This window comes from Bacteroidales bacterium (assembly GCA_035353855.1).
Taxonomy (GTDB): Bacteria; Bacteroidota; Bacteroidia; order Bacteroidales; family CG2-30-32-10; genus DAOQAK01.
This window is the reverse complement of record DAOQAK010000009.1, coordinates 1-19,874: the sequence shown is the minus strand read 5'-3', so window position 1 is coordinate 19,874 and position 19,874 is coordinate 1. Positions and strand designations below refer to the sequence as shown.

The following is a 19,874-nucleotide window of genomic DNA, read 5'->3' as shown; positions in this document are numbered from 1 at the left end:
AACAACCAACAGCTTATATGAAAAAACGAATCGTGTTTAGGAAATAAAGGGTTGTGTTGCTTAAACAGCAAACAAATTTCAGGAAACAATTGGTTTTGTTTAGGAAACAACCCATATTGTTTTGAAAAATGGAGGCTTAATTAAAAAAAAAGAAAAAAAATTTCATTCTTTAATCATTGTTTTAGCTATATCCCATACCAAATCGTTTTCATAACCTTTCTGAATGGCATAACTTATAATCCGGTTCATTCTTTTATAGCTGTTTTTTTCTTTTACTTCTTTCGATTTTTTCAGAACAATTTCTTTTAATGCTTTCAAATATTCCGAATGGCTTATTTCCTGCAATCCTTTGTTTATGCAGTAATCAGAAATATTTTTTCGCTTCAGTTCATTTTTTATTTTCAGTTTGCCCCACTTTTTCATTCTGAATTTGCCACCTGCAAATGCTTTTGCAAAACGTTCCTCATTAATAAACCCTAAGGAAATCAATTCAGCTATTACCTGTTCTGCATCATCATTATATATTCCCCAGTCGTATAGTTTTGTTCGTATTTCCTGCTGACAACGTTCCTGAACTACACAATAATCGGCAGCTTTCTTTAGCGCCTGGGATGTGGTATATATATTTTTTTCTGCTTTTTTCATGCAGAAATATTAAAAGGTTACAGTTTTATTTCATCATCATCTTTATTGAAAAAGTGATATTCCAATAAATGATACGATGACATAGGAACAATACGAATTCGCTTTTTGAATTTCAGGAACCATTTTAAGCTAACCGATGGAATTCCTTTTGTAAGGTATGCATATATATATGGATGCACGCACATCTTCAGGAATTTTTCATTCTGATTCTGGATAAGATATTTTATGTTATTCTCAATTTCATCAACATAAATGATGCTTGCTTTTATTTCGCCTGTACCATCACATACCGGACATTTTTCAACAGTTTCAATATTCATCTCAGGACGTACACGCTGACGGGTGATTTGCACAAGTCCGAATTTACTTGGAGGTAAAATGGTATGCTTTGCTCTGTCCATACGCATTTCATCTCTTAGTCTTTCATATAATTTTCGACGATTATGACCATCATGCATATCAATAAAATCGATAACAATTATGCCGCCCATATCTCTAAGCCTTAATTGACGGGCAACTTCCGATGCTGCTTCGAGATTAACATCCAGTGCATTTTGTTCCTGGTTGTTTTCTGCATTTGTGCGATGACCACTATTTACATCAATTACGTGTAATGCTTCGGTATGTTCAATGATGAGGTATGCACCACTTTTTATAGAAACATTTTTCCCGAAAGAAGTTTTAATTTGTTTTTCTACTCCAAAATGTTCAAAAATTGGTGCTTTACCTTTATATAACTTCACAATATCCTGCAAATCGGGAGATATTGTATGTACGTAATTTCTTATTTCATCAAATAACCGCTGATCATTAACATGAATATTATTGAATGATTCATTAAGCAGATCGCGCAGTATGGCTGATGTGCGGTTTAATTCGCCAAGGATTTTTACGGGCGCTTTTGATGTTGCAAGCTTTGCAATGGATGAATCCCATTTATGAACTAATTCTCTTAGATCTGTATCCAGTTCGGCAACCATGCGGTTTTCGGCAACAGTACGAATGATGATACCAAAATTTTTGGGACGTATGCTTTGAACCAATCTTTTTAAGCGATTACGTTCTTCGGGATTTTTTATTTTCTGAGAAACAGAAATTTTATCATTAAAAGGTACCAGTACAAGATACCTTCCTGCAAAAGAAATCTCCGAACTTATTCTGGGTCCTTTAGTAGAAATAGGTTCTTTTGCAACCTGAACTAAAATTTGCTGGTTAACATTTATTACATTCGAGATCTTCCCTGTTTTTTCAATTTCTTTTTCAAGACGAAAATCTTCCATTGATGGGATGCCTTGTTTATTCGACATCGCCATTTTAATCATTTTATTCAATGAAAGAATCTGGGAGCCTAAATCGAGATAATGCAGGAAAGCATCTTTTTCATACCCTACATCAACAAAGGCAGCATTAAGACCCGGAATAATTTTTTTAACCTTTCCCAGATATAAATCGCCAACGGCAAAATTCTTCCCGCTTTTATCATTATTGAGCTCGACAAGACGCTTTTCTTCCAGTAAAGCAATAACTACTTCAGAAGCGGTCGAGTCGATAATTAATTCTTTATTCACCCTGATGATTTATAAAAGTAATACATAACACATCAACCACCTATGTGGCGATATGAAAATAAATAAAAATAAGAAGTAACAACCTTCGAATTCCTATCATTTTAAGAGAAAATATAAAACGTAAAATCAAGAAAAAATTATTTCTTTTTATGCCTGTTTTTTCTTAGGCGTTTTTTACGTTTGTGGGTAGACATTTTATGTCTCTTTCTTTTTTTTCCGCTTGGCATATAATATTATTTCTTTACCGTTTATTGTAAATTATTTTACATTCTTTTTAACTTCGTTTACAAAAGTCTTAGCTGGCTTAAATGAAGGAATATTGTGAGCAGGAATAATAATAGTAGTATTCTTAGAAATATTTCTTCCCGTTTTTTCAGCACGCTTTTTAATTATGAAACTACCAAAACCCCTCAGGTAAACATTATCTCCCTTTGCTAATGATGATTTTACTGAATTCATAAATGCTTCAACTGTTGCCTGTACTGCAACCTTTTCAACTCCTGTTTTACTAGCAATAGCTGCTACAATTTCTGCTTTTGTCATAATTTAAATAATTTTGTTTTTTTATTCTTAATCATTGAAAATTGGGGTGCAAAGTTAAATTTATTTTATTCTTTTACAAAAGAATTAATAAATATTTTTCCATAATGTTCTCAAAATAAATCTGTTTTATCATAAAATGAACCATTTATCTAAGATATTAATCCATTGGTATACGAAAAATAAAAGGGAGTTGCCCTGGAGAAAAACCAATGACCCGTATAAAATATGGTTGTCTGAAATAATACTTCAACAGACACGTATTGAACAAGGTACTCCTTACTACTACAGTTTTGTTAAACATTTTCCTACTGTTCATGACTTAGCCGCTGCAAAAACAAATAAGATCATGAAACTCTGGCAAGGATTGGGATATTATTCAAGGGCAATAAATTTACATGAAGCCGCTAAAGAAATTTCAAAAAACCATCATGGTATCTTTCCATCAAACTATGAAGATATAATAAAGATAAAAGGTATTGGCGATTATACTGCCTGTGCTATATTATCAATTGCATTTAGCAAACCTTATGCAGTGGTCGACGGAAATGTAATACGTGTTATTACACGAATTTTTGGTATAAAAGAAAATATAAAATTATCACATACAAAAAAAGAAATTAAAAAAACTGTAAGCCAACTTCTTCCGCCGAAACAAGCAGGTGATTTTAACCAGGCAATAATGGAATTTGGAGCGTTGCAATGCAAGCCTAAAAATCCAGATTGTTTAAAATGCATCATGAATAAATTTTGTATAGCTTATAAGGAAAATATCATTAGCTATTTACCGAACAAAACACAAAAAATAAAAAGTAAAAAAAGATTTTTCTATTATTTTTTCATCAAATATAAGAAAGGCTCAACAGTATATACATATATCCGAAAAAGAGATAATAATGACATATGGAAACAATTGTATGAATTCCCATGTATCACAACCGAAAAAAAACTATCAAAAGAATCAATAATAAAAAACAAAGAATGGAAAGAAATTTTCCATGAAGAATTTTATAAAATACAATCTATTCATATTTCCGATGTTCATGAACTCAGCCACCAGACAATTTATGCTGAATTCTATGAAGTAATCATCAATAAACCACTTGTTGATATTCCGTATAATCTTGAAAAAATTAATATTAAAAATATAAATCATTTTGCTATTTCACGTCTTATCGAAAAATTTTTAAAAAAGAAAAATTTATTATAGCATATTAATTAATTATGTAAGTTTGAAAAATATTATTTAACCTTAACTTTTACTATTATGGCAGGAATTAACAAAGTAATTTTAATCGGGAATCTTGGAAAAAATGCAGAGATACGCAGTTTTGAAAACAACACCAAGATATCATTTTCATTAGCAACAACAGAAGTTTATAAAGGCAGAGATGGACAAAATACAGAACAAACCGAATGGCATGAAGTTGTATTTTGGCGCAATGGTATGACCGAATTTGCTGAACGCAATTTAAAAAAAGGAACCAAAGTATATATTGAAGGTAAAATACGTACCCGTTCATGGGATGATAAAGACGGTGTTAAGAAATACCGTACAGAAATTATTGGTGACAAAGTAGAAATACTTGTTTCGAAAAGAGACGATAATACTTCAAGTAATGAACATATCCAGGAAGAACCTTATTCCGCAACAACTCCGGCACCGGAACCAAGTGATGATTTACCGTTTTAATTTTATATAAATAAAAGAGCGGGGCGCCCAAAGGTCGCCCCGCTCTTTTATAACAAAGACACTATTATTATTTTTCTTCCAATAGTTTTTCTAATTTTTCAATTCTTGCTTTAAGATCATCAATTTCTATTTTTTGTATGTCTATAAGCTTTTGTTGTTTTATGTTGTCAATAGCAAGTTGTTGAACACCGGCCAATGCTATACCATCAGGGTCAAGTGTATTAATGTGTTTATTATCTTCTCCCAGACCAAATGCAGCGAAGAAATCCTGTGCCATAGGTCCTATGTGCTCAATACTTGCATCCTGCGATTTATAACTCCAGCGGCTTATTGGCACTTGTATGAGTTTTGTAAGTATTTCGCTTCCATCAACCGTGCGTATGTTACGCTTAAGAGTACTATCGGAAACTGCTGACCATGAACTGCCACCAGCAGCCAACAATACTCCGGCTGATAAAGTACCATTTGAAAATATCCTGGTGCCACCACTTGCACGAATGGTAAATTGATTTTCAGCAGTAGATGCTATATCACTATTGGTCATATCTCCAAATACTATTGCTCCATGATGTACTGCTTTAGCCCTGTATCCAGCCGCAAAACAATAGGAGCTGTCTGCCCTATTCAGATAGCCACCAGGTATAGTGGCGGCATATCCGCCTGCTGTGTTCATATACCCGCCTCCGACAGTTGAATAGTAATTTGATGAAATATTAGAGTAACCTCCCCCAATAGTTCCGCGATATCCACTTGAATTATTAAAACGACCGCCTCCAACTGTTGCAGCTGCACCAGCTGCTTCATTACTGTCGCCCCCTCCAATAGCTGATAAAGTTCCGCTTGCCTGGTTGTAGTAACCTCCTCCAATAGTAGTATATGTATTTGTCGCCCTGTTTCGATATCCACCTGAAACAGTTGAATAATTATAATTTGCAAGGTTGCTTATTCCTCCGCCTATAACAGAATATTGCCCTGAAGCAACCAAATTGGCAGTATCTCTTTTAGTCTGAAGGTCGATAGATCCTAAACCTCTTGCATTCCCTATTATAGTACCGGTACCTTTACCTATGGTTTGTATTTCTCCTGTAGATTTTATTACTAATCCACTATCACTAACCTGTAAAAGAGCACTTGGGTTGGAAGTTCCAATACCAATGTATGTTCCATTGTTGAATAAAAGGCTGTTTGCTGCCCACCCTGCTCCGTCATGTCTTAATGTTTGACCTGAAGTTCCTGCAACCAGCGGACCTGTTACCCCGGTAGCCCCAACTTCTCCTGAAGGTCCGGTAGGCCCTGTTGCTCCATCACTACCAGTAGGACCAGTGGCTCCGGTAGCTCCGGCAGTACCTGAAGTTGCTGCATACAAAGCATATGGAACACTCAATAATTGATCAGTACCCATATTTGTATAAGAACTACCGCCATTCGGGTCCATCTGTATTTGAAGCCAATAATTTGCCGCTCCCCATGAAATCGTACTAAATGCAGCTCCCAGTGGAGTTCCTTGTCCTATTGCTATTGAAAATAGCCCAAATTGATTTGTTGTAGGAGAATGTGTTTCAGAGTAAACTATTGTCCCTGTTGAAGAACCCTGATGAATAAAAATTTTAATACTAATCGTTTTATTGATTAATAAACTACCTGAGCCGTCTCTTGCAACAGCTTGGTAATTGAATGCCTGAGGGGCTTGCGCCCATAAACTTACCGTGAATAATAATAAAATTAATGTTACTAAAAATGTGTTTACTGTTTTTTTCATATTTACTTTATTAAAATTAATATACTAAATTTATTTTATGATAATTGATTTGTTTGATTCCTTTTAAATCTACAGTTGATAATTCAAGTAAATAAATACCCTGACTCATATTGCTAATATCAAAATCAACAGAATTTAATCCTGCATTTTGAGATATATTTTTCGTAAGCATAATTTGTCCAACAAGGTTATATAATTTTATATCACAACTTCCGTTAGCGATTCCTAAAAAAGAAAGTGTGAACAATCCTGATGTTGGATTGGGATAAGTTGTAAATTCTCCTGAGTTTTTAACAGGCTCTATAATACCAACAACAAAATCTTCGGGTTGCTGAAAACCCTGGGTTAAGATATTATTTGTAACAGAAAAAGTTTGCACCATAGTCATTTCGGCAACGGTAAAAGATAACATTGCATTTGAAGATGAATAAAATCCTCCGGCTGAAGAAATAACTGTAGGTGTTAATGTTTGAGCCTGAATACTAAAAATGCTCATCAAACTAAACATCGAAATAAAAATTAAATTTTTGTTCTTCATAAAAATATATTTTAAACTATATACAAAGTTATTCTTTATTTTAATTTCAATGATTTTTCAATGCAAATTATAACCAAATTTTTCTATGTAATATTTTTCACATTCATATTATGGTTTGTAAACAATAAATTCAAAAGGTTCATCAGTTAAAGTACCTGAAATATCATATGTATAAATTATTAGATTACCGCTTACACTGTTGGTTATTATGAAACAAGGGCTCGAAGTGTTTATTGTTGCAATAGTAGTATATTTAGTCCAGGAATAAGTTTCTCCGGATATTGTTATTGAGTATTGACCAATACCTGAACGCGTACAGGTAAAATTAGAAGTACTGGCATCAGTATTTATACCACCGGCTGAAGTAATATTTCCGTAAGCTATCGGCGTAAGATTAGCGCTACCCGTTTGATTACGATTTAATTCATTTGTATTGGCGCCACTTATAGTAATAGTACCGGCAACATCCAGTTTGCTTGAAGGTGTATTTGTTCCTATACCAACTTCATTAGTAGATTTTTTAATTATAAATGCAGCATTTGATGAATAACCATTGGTCCAGTCAATCAACCTTAGATCATTACTACTGTATGTTCCAATTATCCAATTATCAGAACCCGAAGTTCTAAAATCTAAAAATGCATGATTGGCAGCAGCTGTTTTATCAATGATTAAATATGATATAGTACTATTTGCTGATCCAATTCTGACAGAAGATTTAACATTTAAATCATAATCTAATTCTTTTGTATTAATGCCAATTTTAGTTCCATCATTATAAAGATTACTATCGGCTATCCAATCAGTACCATTATGCATTAATGTTTCTCCGAATGTACCGGCTACCAATGGTCCAGTTGCTCCGGTTGCACCATCAGTACCTGTAGCGCCTGTAACTCCGTTTACTCCATCAAGACCAGTTGCTCCGGTAGGCCCGGTTACACCAGTTACACCTGTTGCACCTGTTGCACCTGGTACACCTGCATTTGCAGCATACATAGCATAAGGAACCGTTAATAATTGATCAACACCCATATTAGTAAATGTTGTACCACCAGCAGGATCCATTTGCACCTGTAACCAATAATTTCCCGTACTCCAATCTATCGTACTAAATGCGGCACCAATAGGAGTACCCTGTCCTACGGCTATTGTAAATAATCCAAATTGATTTGTTGTAGAGGTGTGGGTTTCTGAATATACAATTGTACCGGATGATGAGCCTTGATGAATTATTATTTTAATTCCAATCGTTTCATTTTTCAATAATTCACCTGATCCGTCACGAGCTACTGCCTGGTAATTGAATGCTTGTGGTACTTGTGCATGAATCACTTCAACAAGAAACAGTAAAAATAAAACACTTAAAATTGTTATACCTGATTTTTTCATAATCATTTTTTAATAAATCAAATTTATTTTTTAGTGATTTTTAATTTTCTCCCCTTTATAATTCAATGTTGTTAATTCAAGAAAATACACCTTGACGAAAATTGCTATTATCAATATTTAAATTATTTACACCTATATTTTGTGTAATTTCTTTTACATACACTATCTGGCCTACTATGTAATAAAGTATCATTTTATTTTTTCCACTCACACTACTTGTATAAATAAGTTTAAACACACCCGATGTTCGATTGGGGTACACCATTACATTTTCAGATATAATAGGGTTTTCAATAATATCTGTAGTTAAATCTTCAGGTTGCTGAAAACCCTGGGTTAAAATATTATTTGTAGTAGAAAAAGTTTGCACCATGGTCATTTGTGCAACGGTAAAAGATAACATTGTATTTGTTGAAGAATAAAATCCTCCTGAAGAAGATATTAATGTTTGTGATTGCAATATCCCTGAAATAAAAAAAAACAACAACTGTAAGAAACTTGAATTTTTATTTTTCATATTTCTTATTTTATATTTATTACAAAGATAAGTATTTCTATTCTTATGATAGAAAACCCTATATATACACAGGATTACAATAAAAACTCTCTATAGATTGATAACGAATTAATTTTCTTTTAAAACATATTCGTCGTACTCAATTTCAAAACGAAGTTTATGCTTCGACTCTTCTTGTGCTAACATCAAGAAAAGGTTTTTTAATTCAGCATTTGGAGCTTTTTCTGAAAGATTATAATATAATTTAAATGCCGATTTTTCTTTTTTCATTGCTAAAACCAGCGCATCTTGATAAGTCATTTGAGGTGTATAATGTACCTGAACAATATAATCGGAAATTTTTAAATCAATTATTTTTTCGATTGAATTATCAAAAAATCCTTGTTCTTCTATTGCAAGTAACTTTGCCTTATGTTGCATTTCTTCTCTGGCAAACTGTTGAAATATTTCTTTCATTTCGCGGTTAACTGAGCGAGAGGAAAGGTCGTTATAAAAATCGACTGCTTCTTGTTCCTGATTAATTGCAAAAGTTAAAATATCTTGTATGTTTTCGAATTCTTTCATTTTTAACTATTTTTTTCGTTATTCAATAATTCAACATATTTATCTTCAAAATATTTGACTAAGGCGTCACATCCGTAATCAAATAGTCGGAATCTATTTTCTTCTGTTGTTTCAGCAAAAGAATATTTTTTAGTATTATTTGGTTCGGGTAACATTTGAATTATTTCTGATATAACTTCCGACGGTTCTATTATTCCTTTTATCCCAAATTTTTCAATTAGCTTTATTAACTGTGCGTTTGAATCATATTCCATATTTGATTGGAATTGTTTTTCAAATTTTTGAATTACTTTTTGCGTATTGGTAAATGTACCTCCCGTTTCGAAAGGGAAAGAAGCAGGTAAAATTAAATTCGCCTGTTTAGATGTTTCGGTTAAAAAATAATCCTGAACAACTACAAACTCGGCCTTAGCAAACCAATTACGTACTGCTTTCGGTTCTATAGCACATCCAATAGGGTCTTCTCCAAATACAACTATATTTTTAAATTTCCCTTGATGTAATTGCTCTTTCACATTTATATCTCTCGATAGGGGTAATTCATTTATACCCCATTGCGTTTTCATTTTTTCAATTAATCCTTTATCGGTAATCGAAATACCGCCAACACCCCGTTCCGGACTTATTCCCATATCTAATAACCCTTGCGAATTATTTTTTTCTTTTAATGAAATAATTCCATTAGCTGTTTTCCCTAATTTTCCGGTAAGGATAGATAGATTAAATATTTCCTGACATGCATTTGCAGATAATTCCTTTTCCGAAAAAACAAGAATGGCATTTAATTCTTTATTATAATCCTGTGCAAATTTAGTGACTAATTCATTCGTAATTCCTGCTTTTTTAACCAGTTCCGAATAATTTTCTTTCAATAAATTTGTTCTATATTTATCAAATCCATCGCAATTATTCTTAATAAACAATTTATTTTCTAATTCGTTGGAAAGGATATAATGATTAAGTGCTTTTACGAAATAATAATATGATTTTATTTGAAGTAGCTTATCTACTTTATTAATCATCCTACTATTTGATTTATTAGTTATTAATTCAACAGGAATATTATTTTTAACTCTTGTATTTTGAATCATGAAGCCCACAACCGCATTATCCATATTTATTTCAGAACCCAATAAATAAATTCGACTTGCTTCTTTTATCTGATTAAAAGGAACGTTTGCACACGAATTATTAAGAAGTCCGTTCTCTCTATTTAAATAATGGAATGATGCTACCTGATTTGTTTTTGCTCCGGCTCTTGCCAATTTTTGGATAAGGTACATTTCTTCGTTCGACAAGCGTGCACCAGCAAAAAAAGCATTTTCATCGGCTTTTACATTTTTAATTTTTTCTTCAATAATTCCAAATGCTTTTTCAAAAGAAATTTCAGTAAACTTATTTCCTTCTTTAATAAGTGGTTTTGTTATTCTGTTTTTATCATTTATATAGGTATAACCGAATTTGGCGTATTTACATATATTCCCGTCTGTATTAACGATTCCTTCTCTGCCTGTTATTTTCATGGAAAAGCCATTTTTATGATGAATTGTTACTGCACAACCTACCGAACAATAATTACAAATTGTTTCTATTTTATCGAGTTTAAAGGGACCCGGTTTAAACAATACATTTTCAGTAATTGCACCTGTAGGACATGCAGATATACATAATCCACAGGATTCACATGTCGTATCTTGCAATCTTTTGCCCATAGCCGGAGCTACATAGGTATCAAATCCTCTCTTTACCAAACCCAATGCATTTGCGCCTACAACTTCCTTACAAATACGAATACATCGAGAACAAAGAACACATTTATTATTATCTATTTCAATAAATGGATGATGAAAATCGACGGGCGATTCGTTATATTTTCCTTTAAATTTATTCTGTTCGGCACCATACTCCGTTGCATATTTTTTTAAATCGCAATCATAATATTCAACACAGCCACATTCAAGACATCTGGCTGCTTCATGTTGAGCTATCTTTTCATTTTTATATCCTAATTCAACTTCTTTAAAATTGTTCCGTTCTTTTGGATTTAAGGTTGGCATTTCTTCGCGCATTTGTGTTAGAAATTTCCCTACATAATCTTCTGCAATTTGAAGTTTAAAATTATCTTTTTTACTGATAAATTCTTTTTGTAAAGGTTGAATTGCAAGATTTGTTAAATACTGATGACAACTTAAAGACGCTATTTTAGCTTGTGCTACTGCCTGAATTAATGTAGCCGGTCCGCTTACTCCATCACCACAGGCAAAAACAGAGGCTATCCCGGTTTGTAATGTTAGCGGGTTTGCATCTACATCGCCCCATTTTGTTGCATTTAACTCCCCTTTATCGCAATTTGTATTTATATCTTCTAAAAAATTAATATTTGTTTTTTGTCCTATTGCGGCGATGGCATAATCCATTTCCATATTAAATTCAGAGCCTTCCACAACAACCGGTCTTCTCCTTCCAGATGCGTCCGGTTCTCCTAATTCCATCTTAACACAGGTCATGGATTTAATTTTTCCTTCTTTATCCTTATTCACTTTTACAGGAGCTGTAAGGAAAATATATTCTACCCCTTCTAATTTCGATTCATGAATTTCAATGGGATTAGCAGGCATTTCTTTTTCTGTTCTTCTATAAATTACATACACTTTTTTTGCTCCGCAACGAATAGAAGACCGACAGCAGTCCATCGCCGTATTTCCACCCCCAACAACAGCAACTGTTTTCCCTTTAAAATCATATCTTTTACCACTAAGTTCCATTGCTTTTAAGAAATCGATACCCGACAAGCAATTGATAGCATCATCGCCTTCGCAACCAATTGATGTTCCTTTTTGAGAACCGATAGCAAGAACCAAAGAATCATATTTATTTTTTAATGTTTTATATGAGATATTCTCTCCTAGTTTCTGATTAAAGAAAATACGAACACCCATTTCTGTAATATTATCGACTTCTTTTTGTAAAATATCGTTAGGTAGTCGATATTCGGGGATGCCATATCTTAGCCAACCTCCGGCTAAAGGAGCTGCTTCGTAAATATCTACTTCATGTCCGTATTTGCGAAGGAAAAAGGCAGCAGATAATCCTCCAGGGCCTGCACCAATAATGGCTATTTTTTTTCCAGTAGCTGCTGGTATAGTAGGTTTATATTTATTTGAAGAAAACAAATCATAATCGGCAGCAAATCGTTTCATGTAGTCAATTCCAACCGCGGTTCCTTCGTTTAGCAAATTTCTTCTACAAGCAACTTCACAGGGGCGAACACAAACACGTCCGCAGATAGCAGGAAGTGGATTTGTTTCTTTTATTAAGGCAACAGCCTCATGATACATTCCTTTTTCAATATAAGAAATATATCCTTGTACATCAACACCGGCAGGGCATGTTTGTTTACAGGGGCCTAAACAATCAGCATAATGATTACTTAACAACAATTCTAAGGCTGTTTTCCGTGCTTTAAATACTTTTTCGTTGATAGTATTTATTTTCATTCCTTCCATAATTCGGGTGGAACAAGCCGGTTGTAAGTTTTTCATTCCTTCTATTTCAACTACACAAACGAAACAAGAAGAATACGGGTCTAACCTTTCATCGAAACATAAAGAAGGTATTTCAAATCCATTTCTTTTTGCAAGAGAAAGAATATATTCTCCTTTATTTCCTTTTATATTCTTTCCGTTTAAAACAACATTTATATCATTCATAACTACTATTATTCTTTAAAAAATCATTTAAAAAATGTTATCCAATTGTAATCGCTTGGAATTTACATTTACTATAACACATACCACATTTTGTACAAAGCGATTGATCTATTAAATGAGGTAATTTACGTTCTCCGGAGATAGCCGAAACGGGGCATGCTTTTTTACATGCAGTACAACCGGTACATTTTCCGGAATTTATTTCATACGTTATTAAAGGCTTGCATTTTTTTGCCGGACATTTTTTATCTCTAATATGTGCTTCGTACTCATGTTTAAAATATTTTAATGTAGTAAGAACCGGATTTGGCGCTGTTTGCCCAAGCCCGCAGAGACTGCTTTTAGTTATCTGTTCGCTTAGCTCTTCTAATAATTCGATATCCCCTTGTTTCCCTTCCCCTTGAGTAATTCTAAGCAATATTTCAAGCATTCTTTTGCTTCCAATACGACAAAAGGTGCATTTTCCACAACTTTCTTTCTGTGTGAAATCGAGGAAAAACCTTGCCATATCAACCATACACGTATTTTCGTCCATCACCACCAAGCCTCCGGAGCCCATAATAGCACCAGTTGCAATAACTGAATCATAATCAACAATAGTATCGAGAAGATGCTCTGGGATACAACCACCCGAAGGGCCACCCATTTGTACGGCTTTAAACTTAATTGTTTCTCCTGATACTGTTTTATCTACAATTCCACCTCCAACGTTGTATATAATTTCACGAAGGGTAGTGCCAAAAGGCACTTCTATAAGTCCGGTATTGGCAACATGACCTGTTAGGGCAAATATTTTAGTTCCTTTCGATTTCTCTGTACCAATTGAATTAATCCATTCGGGGCCGTTTTTAATAATTAAAGGAACAGTCGCCAATGTTTCTACATTGTTTATTACCGTTGATTTCCCAAAAAGTCCTTTTTGAGATGGATAAGGAGGTTTTCGATTAGGCATTCCTCTATGTCCTTCAATAGAACCGATTAATGCTGTTTCTTCTCCACAGACAAAGGCACCGGCTCCTTCCATAACATGAATATTAATATGCTGCTTTGAACCAAAAACATGACTCCCTAAAATTCCCATTTTATGAGCGTCTTCAATGGCTTTTTTCATACGCTTCACGGCAAGGGGGTATTCTGCTCTTACATATACATAAGCTTCATCTGCATTTATCGCTTTAGCAGCTATCATAATACCCTCCACAATTCGGTGTGGATTCCCCTCCATAAGACTTCTATCCATAAAAGCACCCGGATCCCCTTCATCTCCATTACAAATTACATATTTTTTATCACTCTGTGCTAAGCGCGTAAGTTCCCATTTTTGACCGGTAGAAAATCCACCACCACCACGACCTCTAAGCCCAGATTGAAGAATCATATCGCAGATTTCTTTATCGGTAAGTTGATTAAAAGCTTTTTCGGCTGCAATATATCCACCATGTGAAATATATTCTTCAATACTTTCTGGATCTACCTTTCCACATTCTCCTAAAACAAGCCTATTTTGTTGATTATAAAAAGGAATTTCCGATGGCCCTTTACTAATTTCTTCATTGGAAGGATTAATATATAAAAGGCGGTCAATTAATTCTTTTTTGACAAGCGTTTTTTGTATAATTTCTAGTGCATCTTCCGGTTTCACTTTTACGTACATTATCTCATCGGGGAAAATAGTAACTAAAGGTCCCTGTGCGCAAAACCCTTGACATCCGCTGCGAGAGAGGTAAACAGAATTATCATCTTCATGAATATCAAGTGTTAAATCTACCACCTTAGATAAGCCCGTTACTTCGAGTGCTTCTATCATTGCTTGATAAACCAACAAAGAACCATTTGCAATACATCCTGTACCGGCACAAATAACAATATGTTTATGAATTAGAGAAGCTTTCTTTAAATAACGTTCTTTAATATCTTCAATATCTTTTTTACTAATATATTTCATAACCCATTATTTTACTGCTACTGATTTTCTTTTTTAATAATATCTTCAACAATTTCTTCACACATTTTTGAAGTAACTTTTCCATATACTTTTTCGTTTATCACCATTACCGGAGCTAAGCCACATGCACCAAGACAGCTTACTATTTCTACTGTAAATAAACCATCTTCGGTAGTATGTTTTGTTTCGCTTGTTTTTAATTTTTCGTGAATAAATTCAACGAGCGTATTTGACCCTTTTACATGACAAGCAGTTCCTGTGCACATTTTAATGATATATTTTCCTTTTGGGAACAAGGAAAACTGAGCATAAAAACTGGCAACACCATACATATCGTTTAATGTTAATTGAGTTTCCCTTTCTAATTTGTGAAAAGCTTCTTGCGGCAAATAGCCGTATAGCTCTTGTGCATGCTGAAGTAAAGGGATTAAATTTCCTTTTTCGTTTTTGTATTTTTTAATAAATGGATCTAATAACGACACATCTATTTTTTTTTCTAGCTTTTCTTCTTTTTTATTTTTTATTCTTGAAACTCGCATAATATTTATTTGTTGCTCTTTTTTAAAAATTCTTTCTTTTGGAATAATTTCATATTACAAAGGAAGAAATAAAAAAACGAAGAATAAAATTTATTCTTCGTTTAATTATTAAAAATTATTAAAATAATACCTACAACGAGCCCATTAAAGTAAGAACTTCAGCTTCTGTAGATTTCTGCATAACTAAATCTATTATAATAGAAGAAGTTGATATGGTATAATTCTGTTTAAAATAATACATACTTGCATCGGTATCTTTAGCTATTGCAAATACGGTAACAGGCTCACCAACAGGCAAATTAGATACTGTTAAGTTGTTTACTTTTATATACGAATGTAAATTGTTGAACACAATAAAAATGTCGATGAAGTTCGTATTTGTTCCGACAGCAGTAAAAGTTATTCCCGAAGTAGAAGTAAATGTATTAAGTTTACATACACTTAACCAGCCTAATTTAGCTATTTTCATTCCGTATCCTTTTCCCAGAACGCCAATTTTTGTCACGGTATCTTGTGTAAATAAATAATCGGTTTGAGTAACATCAATGTTCCAATCGTCGGTAGTAGCATTTGTAAATCCATAATAAACACCCATAGTATCATCAGGATTTGATGAAGGAGCCCACATGTTCAACCCACAATGTTCTTTCAATACAAGTTCATCATTATTTTTAAATGCAGTAACTTTTAATTCACCATCCGACTTTAAAATATTTCCCTGGGCAACATTCGGAAGCTTTGACAAAATCATGTCTTTAATGCTATATGCTTCTATCAGCTTAATGAAGAAAGGATAATAAATATCCTGCTGCGTGCTTTTATACATGAAGATAGTTTTGGGTACTCCCCATATTTTAGTTCCATGTATACCAACAATAGTATCGCCGGGTATCGAATCAATAATAAATGTTTGTTCTTCGGGAGCATTATTATCATAAAATTCATCTAGAGGCTCATATTCACTGGTTTCGGTTCTTTCTTTTGAACAAGAACAAAAAACAATCATTACAGTTAATACTGATAATGATATCAAATATATTTTTCTAATTGTTTTCATGAGACAATATTTTTGTTAGTAATTATTATTTGCTTTCAATAATAATACACAAGAAAAAGTATTTACCCTTACGAGCTGGGAAAATTAAAACTGTGGACACTTTTTTATTTTCTGTCGTTTAGAAGAAAAGCATTCACCGAACTTAAGCATTAAGCCGATACCTATCGTTCCCTCTTTCCACTTAGCATCATAACGGTATTCAGCATAAGGATAAAAACATTTATACGCTATAATAATTCCTGTACCGGCTTCGTAAACAAAATTATTTTTTTTTGCAACATCATTAAGAAACTTGGAACTATTGAACCAATCATCGTAATAGCCACTGATAAAAGCATAAGGCATTACCCTGCGAATTGAAGGAAAATTATATCCAAGGTCAGCGCCTCCATACAATTCATGAACATTATTAAAAGAAGGGAAGTATGAAATTCTTGGCGAAACAAAAATTTTTTTATAAATAGGAATTTTAGCCCGTGCATCAATACCAATTCCCTCTGTCTGGAAATTATAATCTGCACCAATACCATACAATACCTTTTTATCTTTTTTCTGAGAAAATAATAATGATGTCCCTGCAAAGAAAAACAATATGATGATCAAAACTTTTCGCATGAATTATATTTCAAAAAATAAAGGCTGTAAATATAGAAATATATTTTTAAAAAAATATTAGGGCTTTTATACAAAAAAAAGGAGGTTACTCATTTGAATAACCTCCTTACCCGGTAATTAGCGTAAACACAAACTCCATTATACCAAAAAATAATGGTGTTTTTGCCTGACATTAATTATTATTCACTACAATCCTGAATATATTTGATTTATTATTTGTAGTTATATTGAACAGATAAACCCCATTTTTCAAAGTTTCTTTTACATTAATACTAAAAATATTATTATAAAAATTTTTACTTTCAATAGTTTTAGAAAATACTTTTATTCCAAGCGCATTGTATGCTTCAATATTGATTATATCATAATTTTCCGGTAAGGATATATTTATAATATCATTAACGGGATTAGGATAAACTAAAATATTATTTTCTTTACTATTATTTACAAATATAACATCAGAATATGAGTACCTACCATCAAAATCAGTTTGTTTTAGCCTGTAATATGAAATGCCATTATAAGGATTATCATCAGAAGCATTATATGAAATTATGCTATTGCTATTTCCTGAACCATCAATATTAGTAAGACTTTCAAAGTTTACTCCATCAATTGATTTTTCCACTGTAAAATAATCGTTGTTGATTTCAGAAGCAGTAGCCCACGATAACTTAACTTCATTATCTGAAGTTGAGGCATTAAAATAAATAATTGAAACCGGTAAAATTGCTGTTGCATTAGTAGAGCCGAATGTCCAATATTCGTTATTTGAAGCATTAGCCCCTGTGAACTGACAATATTTATAAGTGTCATCAACCATCCACCCTGTTGTTGGCTTTGTCCATTCATCGGTTGAAGTAGAAACCTTATTATTTGCTAATGTTAAGTATGCTATTCTTTGCGCAGAGCTTAATTCTGGAAAATCACTATCCTTATAATAGATTCTGCGTTGAGGATTACCTCCTGATACATTTACATGTTTCCAATAATATTTATCAATTATACCTCCCGGCAGAAAACCATAATTAATATAATTGTAATTAACTGGTGATGCATAGATAAACTGAACATCATGCACTCCATCAGCTCCCGAATGCTGAGCAATTCCAAATCTTCTTGATTTTCCACTATTACCTACCGGGAAAATATACATCTTTCCCCCGGTTGCGACCGTTCGCGATACTATTCCATCAACATAAGAATTATCTGTTGTGTTTATATCTAGTTTAATGGCAATTGAATTTAATAGCAGTTTGGCGCCGGAAGTCATTGATAGCACACCTTTAGTTAAAACAATTACAACACTATCGCCAGGAACACAAGTTGAAAGATTAAGATTATGATTGCATGTAACTCCCGCGGTCCTATTTAAAGTAATTTTCTGAAGCATTGTTACACTTGAAGGCAATGTAATTTGCGATTTTGAACCATAATCAACAACTACTAATTTCGAATTACAGGTAGTTGTTAATGTTCCCGGACTTGTAACTGTTAAATTACCTGATATCGTAAGTTGGAATGAACTTAAATTTAAACTTCCACCTGTTGCGCCACCATTAATATTAAGGTCAATACATGAAGCATCGGCAGTTAAGGTAATTGCATCACCATTAAGTATTGTAACATGATTTGCTGAACTTGGGGCTACGCCTCCAGTCCATGAAGAACCACTGCTCCAATTTCCGCCTCCAGTGCCATTGCTTGTAATTGTTCCTATGCCTATTGTTCTTGAACCTGAAATTGTTGAAGGTGATGGCGTATAAGATGATCCACCAACAGTAACCGAAGTACATTCAGCATCCAATATATTTGTAGTTTTTGCAAAACCAGAAACATTGTATGCAAGCCAAAAATAATTTGTTCCTGTAACCAATGTTTGTGAACCATTAATAGTAAAACTTCCATTTGGACTTGCCTGTGTTCCGAATAAGTTAGAAGCCGAAAAAGTTGATGTACTTCCGGTATAATATATTTTTGCCGATGAAATATCATTAGCAGCATCTGTCGACCCAGTAGTGCTTAATGCAAATGAAGTTGCAGTAGGTCCTGTACCACAAGCGCCACTAACAACAACCTGAATTCCAATTATATCATTATTTGAAGTTCCAACATCAACATTCGCTGTATTGTTCTGAGTAACTGCACTTGAAGAATATGCCATAGCAGCAGCTTGTGTTAATGTCCCAAAACTTGTAGAACCATTTGTCATCCCAACAATTGAAGCATCAGTAGGAGAACCCAACGTTTTTATCATATTTCCAGATGCAGCCACCGGAGATACATTACTTGCTTTAACTTGTATACCTGATATGTAAAAGAAATCCAGTTTATTTGTATTATCTGTTGTATATGTTATTGTAATGGAAGAAGTAGTAACATTAATTGCCATTGCTGAAATATTTTTTGCAGATTCAAAATAATAAGAACCGGAACCTGCTTTAAATTCATAACCTGAAGGAGCACTTATTACAAGCTTTGCATCCGTTTGCTTTGATAAATCAGCATTATTATTTTCTGAAATAGTTATATTCCCCAAAGTAGTATAAGAACCCGAACACAAACTTTCGCCACCTGAAGCTACAGTTATAGTAACAGCAGCATTTACATAAAAATATGGTAACAAAACAAATATTAAAAAGGATAATATTTTCTTTGAAAAGCTCATTAATTTTTTCAGTATTTGTACTCATTTGTCTTCGTAAGTTACAGTATTTTGGGCAAAATGTCAAGCATATTAGAGCCTGTTTAAAATTTTGTTAGAATAAAAGAAAAAGGGTATCGCAAACCGA

General features: G+C 33.2%; 16 protein-coding genes. 2 read left to right on the top strand and 14 right to left on the bottom strand.

Annotated elements, in window-relative coordinates; translation table 11 throughout:
* Positions 1 to 162: 162 nt before the first annotated feature.
* From PKK00_03445 to PKK00_03435, 3 genes are all read right to left on the bottom strand, one after another.
* Complete coding sequence (locus tag PKK00_03445; GenBank protein ID HNW97453.1) at positions 163 to 645, bottom strand: regulatory protein RecX; 483 nt, start codon at positions 643 to 645, stop codon at positions 163 to 165.
* Between the two features lie 17 nt (positions 646 to 662).
* Positions 663 to 2,213, bottom strand: a complete 1,551-nt coding sequence (locus PKK00_03440) for an Rne/Rng family ribonuclease (GenBank protein ID HNW97452.1) — start codon at positions 2,211 to 2,213, stop codon at positions 663 to 665.
* A gap of 258 nt (positions 2,214 to 2,471) precedes the next feature.
* Entirely contained in the window at positions 2,472 to 2,756 is a 285-nt protein-coding gene (locus PKK00_03435) for an HU family DNA-binding protein (GenBank protein HNW97451.1), read from the bottom strand.
* Positions 2,757 to 2,892: 136 nt separating this feature from the next.
* Between PKK00_03435 and mutY the strand changes: the two genes are divergently transcribed.
* Entirely contained in the window at positions 2,893 to 3,963 is a 1,071-nt protein-coding gene (gene mutY / locus PKK00_03430; protein ID HNW97450.1) for an A/G-specific adenine glycosylase, read from the top strand.
* 57 nt (positions 3,964 to 4,020) lie between these two features.
* On the top strand, positions 4,021 to 4,446 hold the full coding sequence (gene ssb / locus PKK00_03425; protein HNW97449.1) for a single-stranded DNA-binding protein: 426 nt from the start codon (positions 4,021 to 4,023) through the stop codon (positions 4,444 to 4,446).
* Positions 4,447 to 4,513: 67 nt separating this feature from the next.
* On the opposite strand, the gene PKK00_03420 is transcribed toward ssb, so the two are convergent.
* The 11 genes from PKK00_03420 to PKK00_03370 all read right to left on the bottom strand — a co-directional run bounded on the left by PKK00_03420 (position 4,514) and on the right by PKK00_03370 (position 19,750).
* Positions 4,514 to 6,205: a tail fiber domain-containing protein gene (locus PKK00_03420; protein HNW97448.1), complete on the bottom strand. Its 1,692-nt coding sequence runs from the start codon at positions 6,203 to 6,205 to the stop codon at positions 4,514 to 4,516.
* A gap of 16 nt (positions 6,206 to 6,221) precedes the next feature.
* Entirely contained in the window at positions 6,222 to 6,743 is a 522-nt protein-coding gene (locus tag PKK00_03415; GenBank protein ID HNW97447.1) for a T9SS type A sorting domain-containing protein, read from the bottom strand.
* A gap of 108 nt (positions 6,744 to 6,851) precedes the next feature.
* Positions 6,852 to 8,135, bottom strand: coding sequence for a collagen-like protein (locus PKK00_03410; GenBank protein ID HNW97446.1), 1,284 nt, complete (start codon positions 8,133 to 8,135; stop codon positions 6,852 to 6,854).
* 76 nt (positions 8,136 to 8,211) lie between these two features.
* Positions 8,212 to 8,652 carry a hypothetical protein gene (locus tag PKK00_03405; GenBank protein HNW97445.1) on the bottom strand — a complete coding sequence of 147 codons (441 nt, stop codon included), beginning with the start codon at positions 8,650 to 8,652 and terminating at the stop codon, positions 8,212 to 8,214.
* Between the two features lie 108 nt (positions 8,653 to 8,760).
* Positions 8,761 to 9,216 carry a ferritin family protein gene (locus PKK00_03400; GenBank protein HNW97444.1) on the bottom strand — a complete coding sequence of 152 codons (456 nt, stop codon included), beginning with the start codon at positions 9,214 to 9,216 and terminating at the stop codon, positions 8,761 to 8,763.
* 2 nt (positions 9,217 to 9,218) lie between these two features.
* Entirely contained in the window at positions 9,219 to 12,926 is a 3,708-nt protein-coding gene (locus PKK00_03395; protein HNW97443.1) for an FAD-dependent oxidoreductase, read from the bottom strand.
* Positions 12,927 to 12,963: 37 nt separating this feature from the next.
* Entirely contained in the window at positions 12,964 to 14,871 is a 1,908-nt protein-coding gene (locus tag PKK00_03390; protein ID HNW97442.1) for an NADH-ubiquinone oxidoreductase-F iron-sulfur binding region domain-containing protein, read from the bottom strand.
* A gap of 17 nt (positions 14,872 to 14,888) precedes the next feature.
* Positions 14,889 to 15,410: an NAD(P)H-dependent oxidoreductase subunit E gene (locus tag PKK00_03385; protein HNW97441.1), complete on the bottom strand. Its 522-nt coding sequence runs from the start codon at positions 15,408 to 15,410 to the stop codon at positions 14,889 to 14,891.
* A 130-nt stretch (positions 15,411 to 15,540) separates the two neighbouring features.
* On the bottom strand, positions 15,541 to 16,467 hold the full coding sequence (locus PKK00_03380) for a hypothetical protein (GenBank protein HNW97440.1): 927 nt from the start codon (positions 16,465 to 16,467) through the stop codon (positions 15,541 to 15,543).
* Positions 16,468 to 16,551: 84 nt separating this feature from the next.
* Positions 16,552 to 17,082: a hypothetical protein gene (locus PKK00_03375; protein ID HNW97439.1), complete on the bottom strand. Its 531-nt coding sequence runs from the start codon at positions 17,080 to 17,082 to the stop codon at positions 16,552 to 16,554.
* A 172-nt stretch (positions 17,083 to 17,254) separates the two neighbouring features.
* Positions 17,255 to 19,750, bottom strand: coding sequence for a BNR-repeat neuraminidase N-terminal domain-containing protein (locus tag PKK00_03370; protein ID HNW97438.1), 2,496 nt, complete (start codon positions 19,748 to 19,750; stop codon positions 17,255 to 17,257).
* Positions 19,751 to 19,874 lie beyond the last annotated feature (124 nt).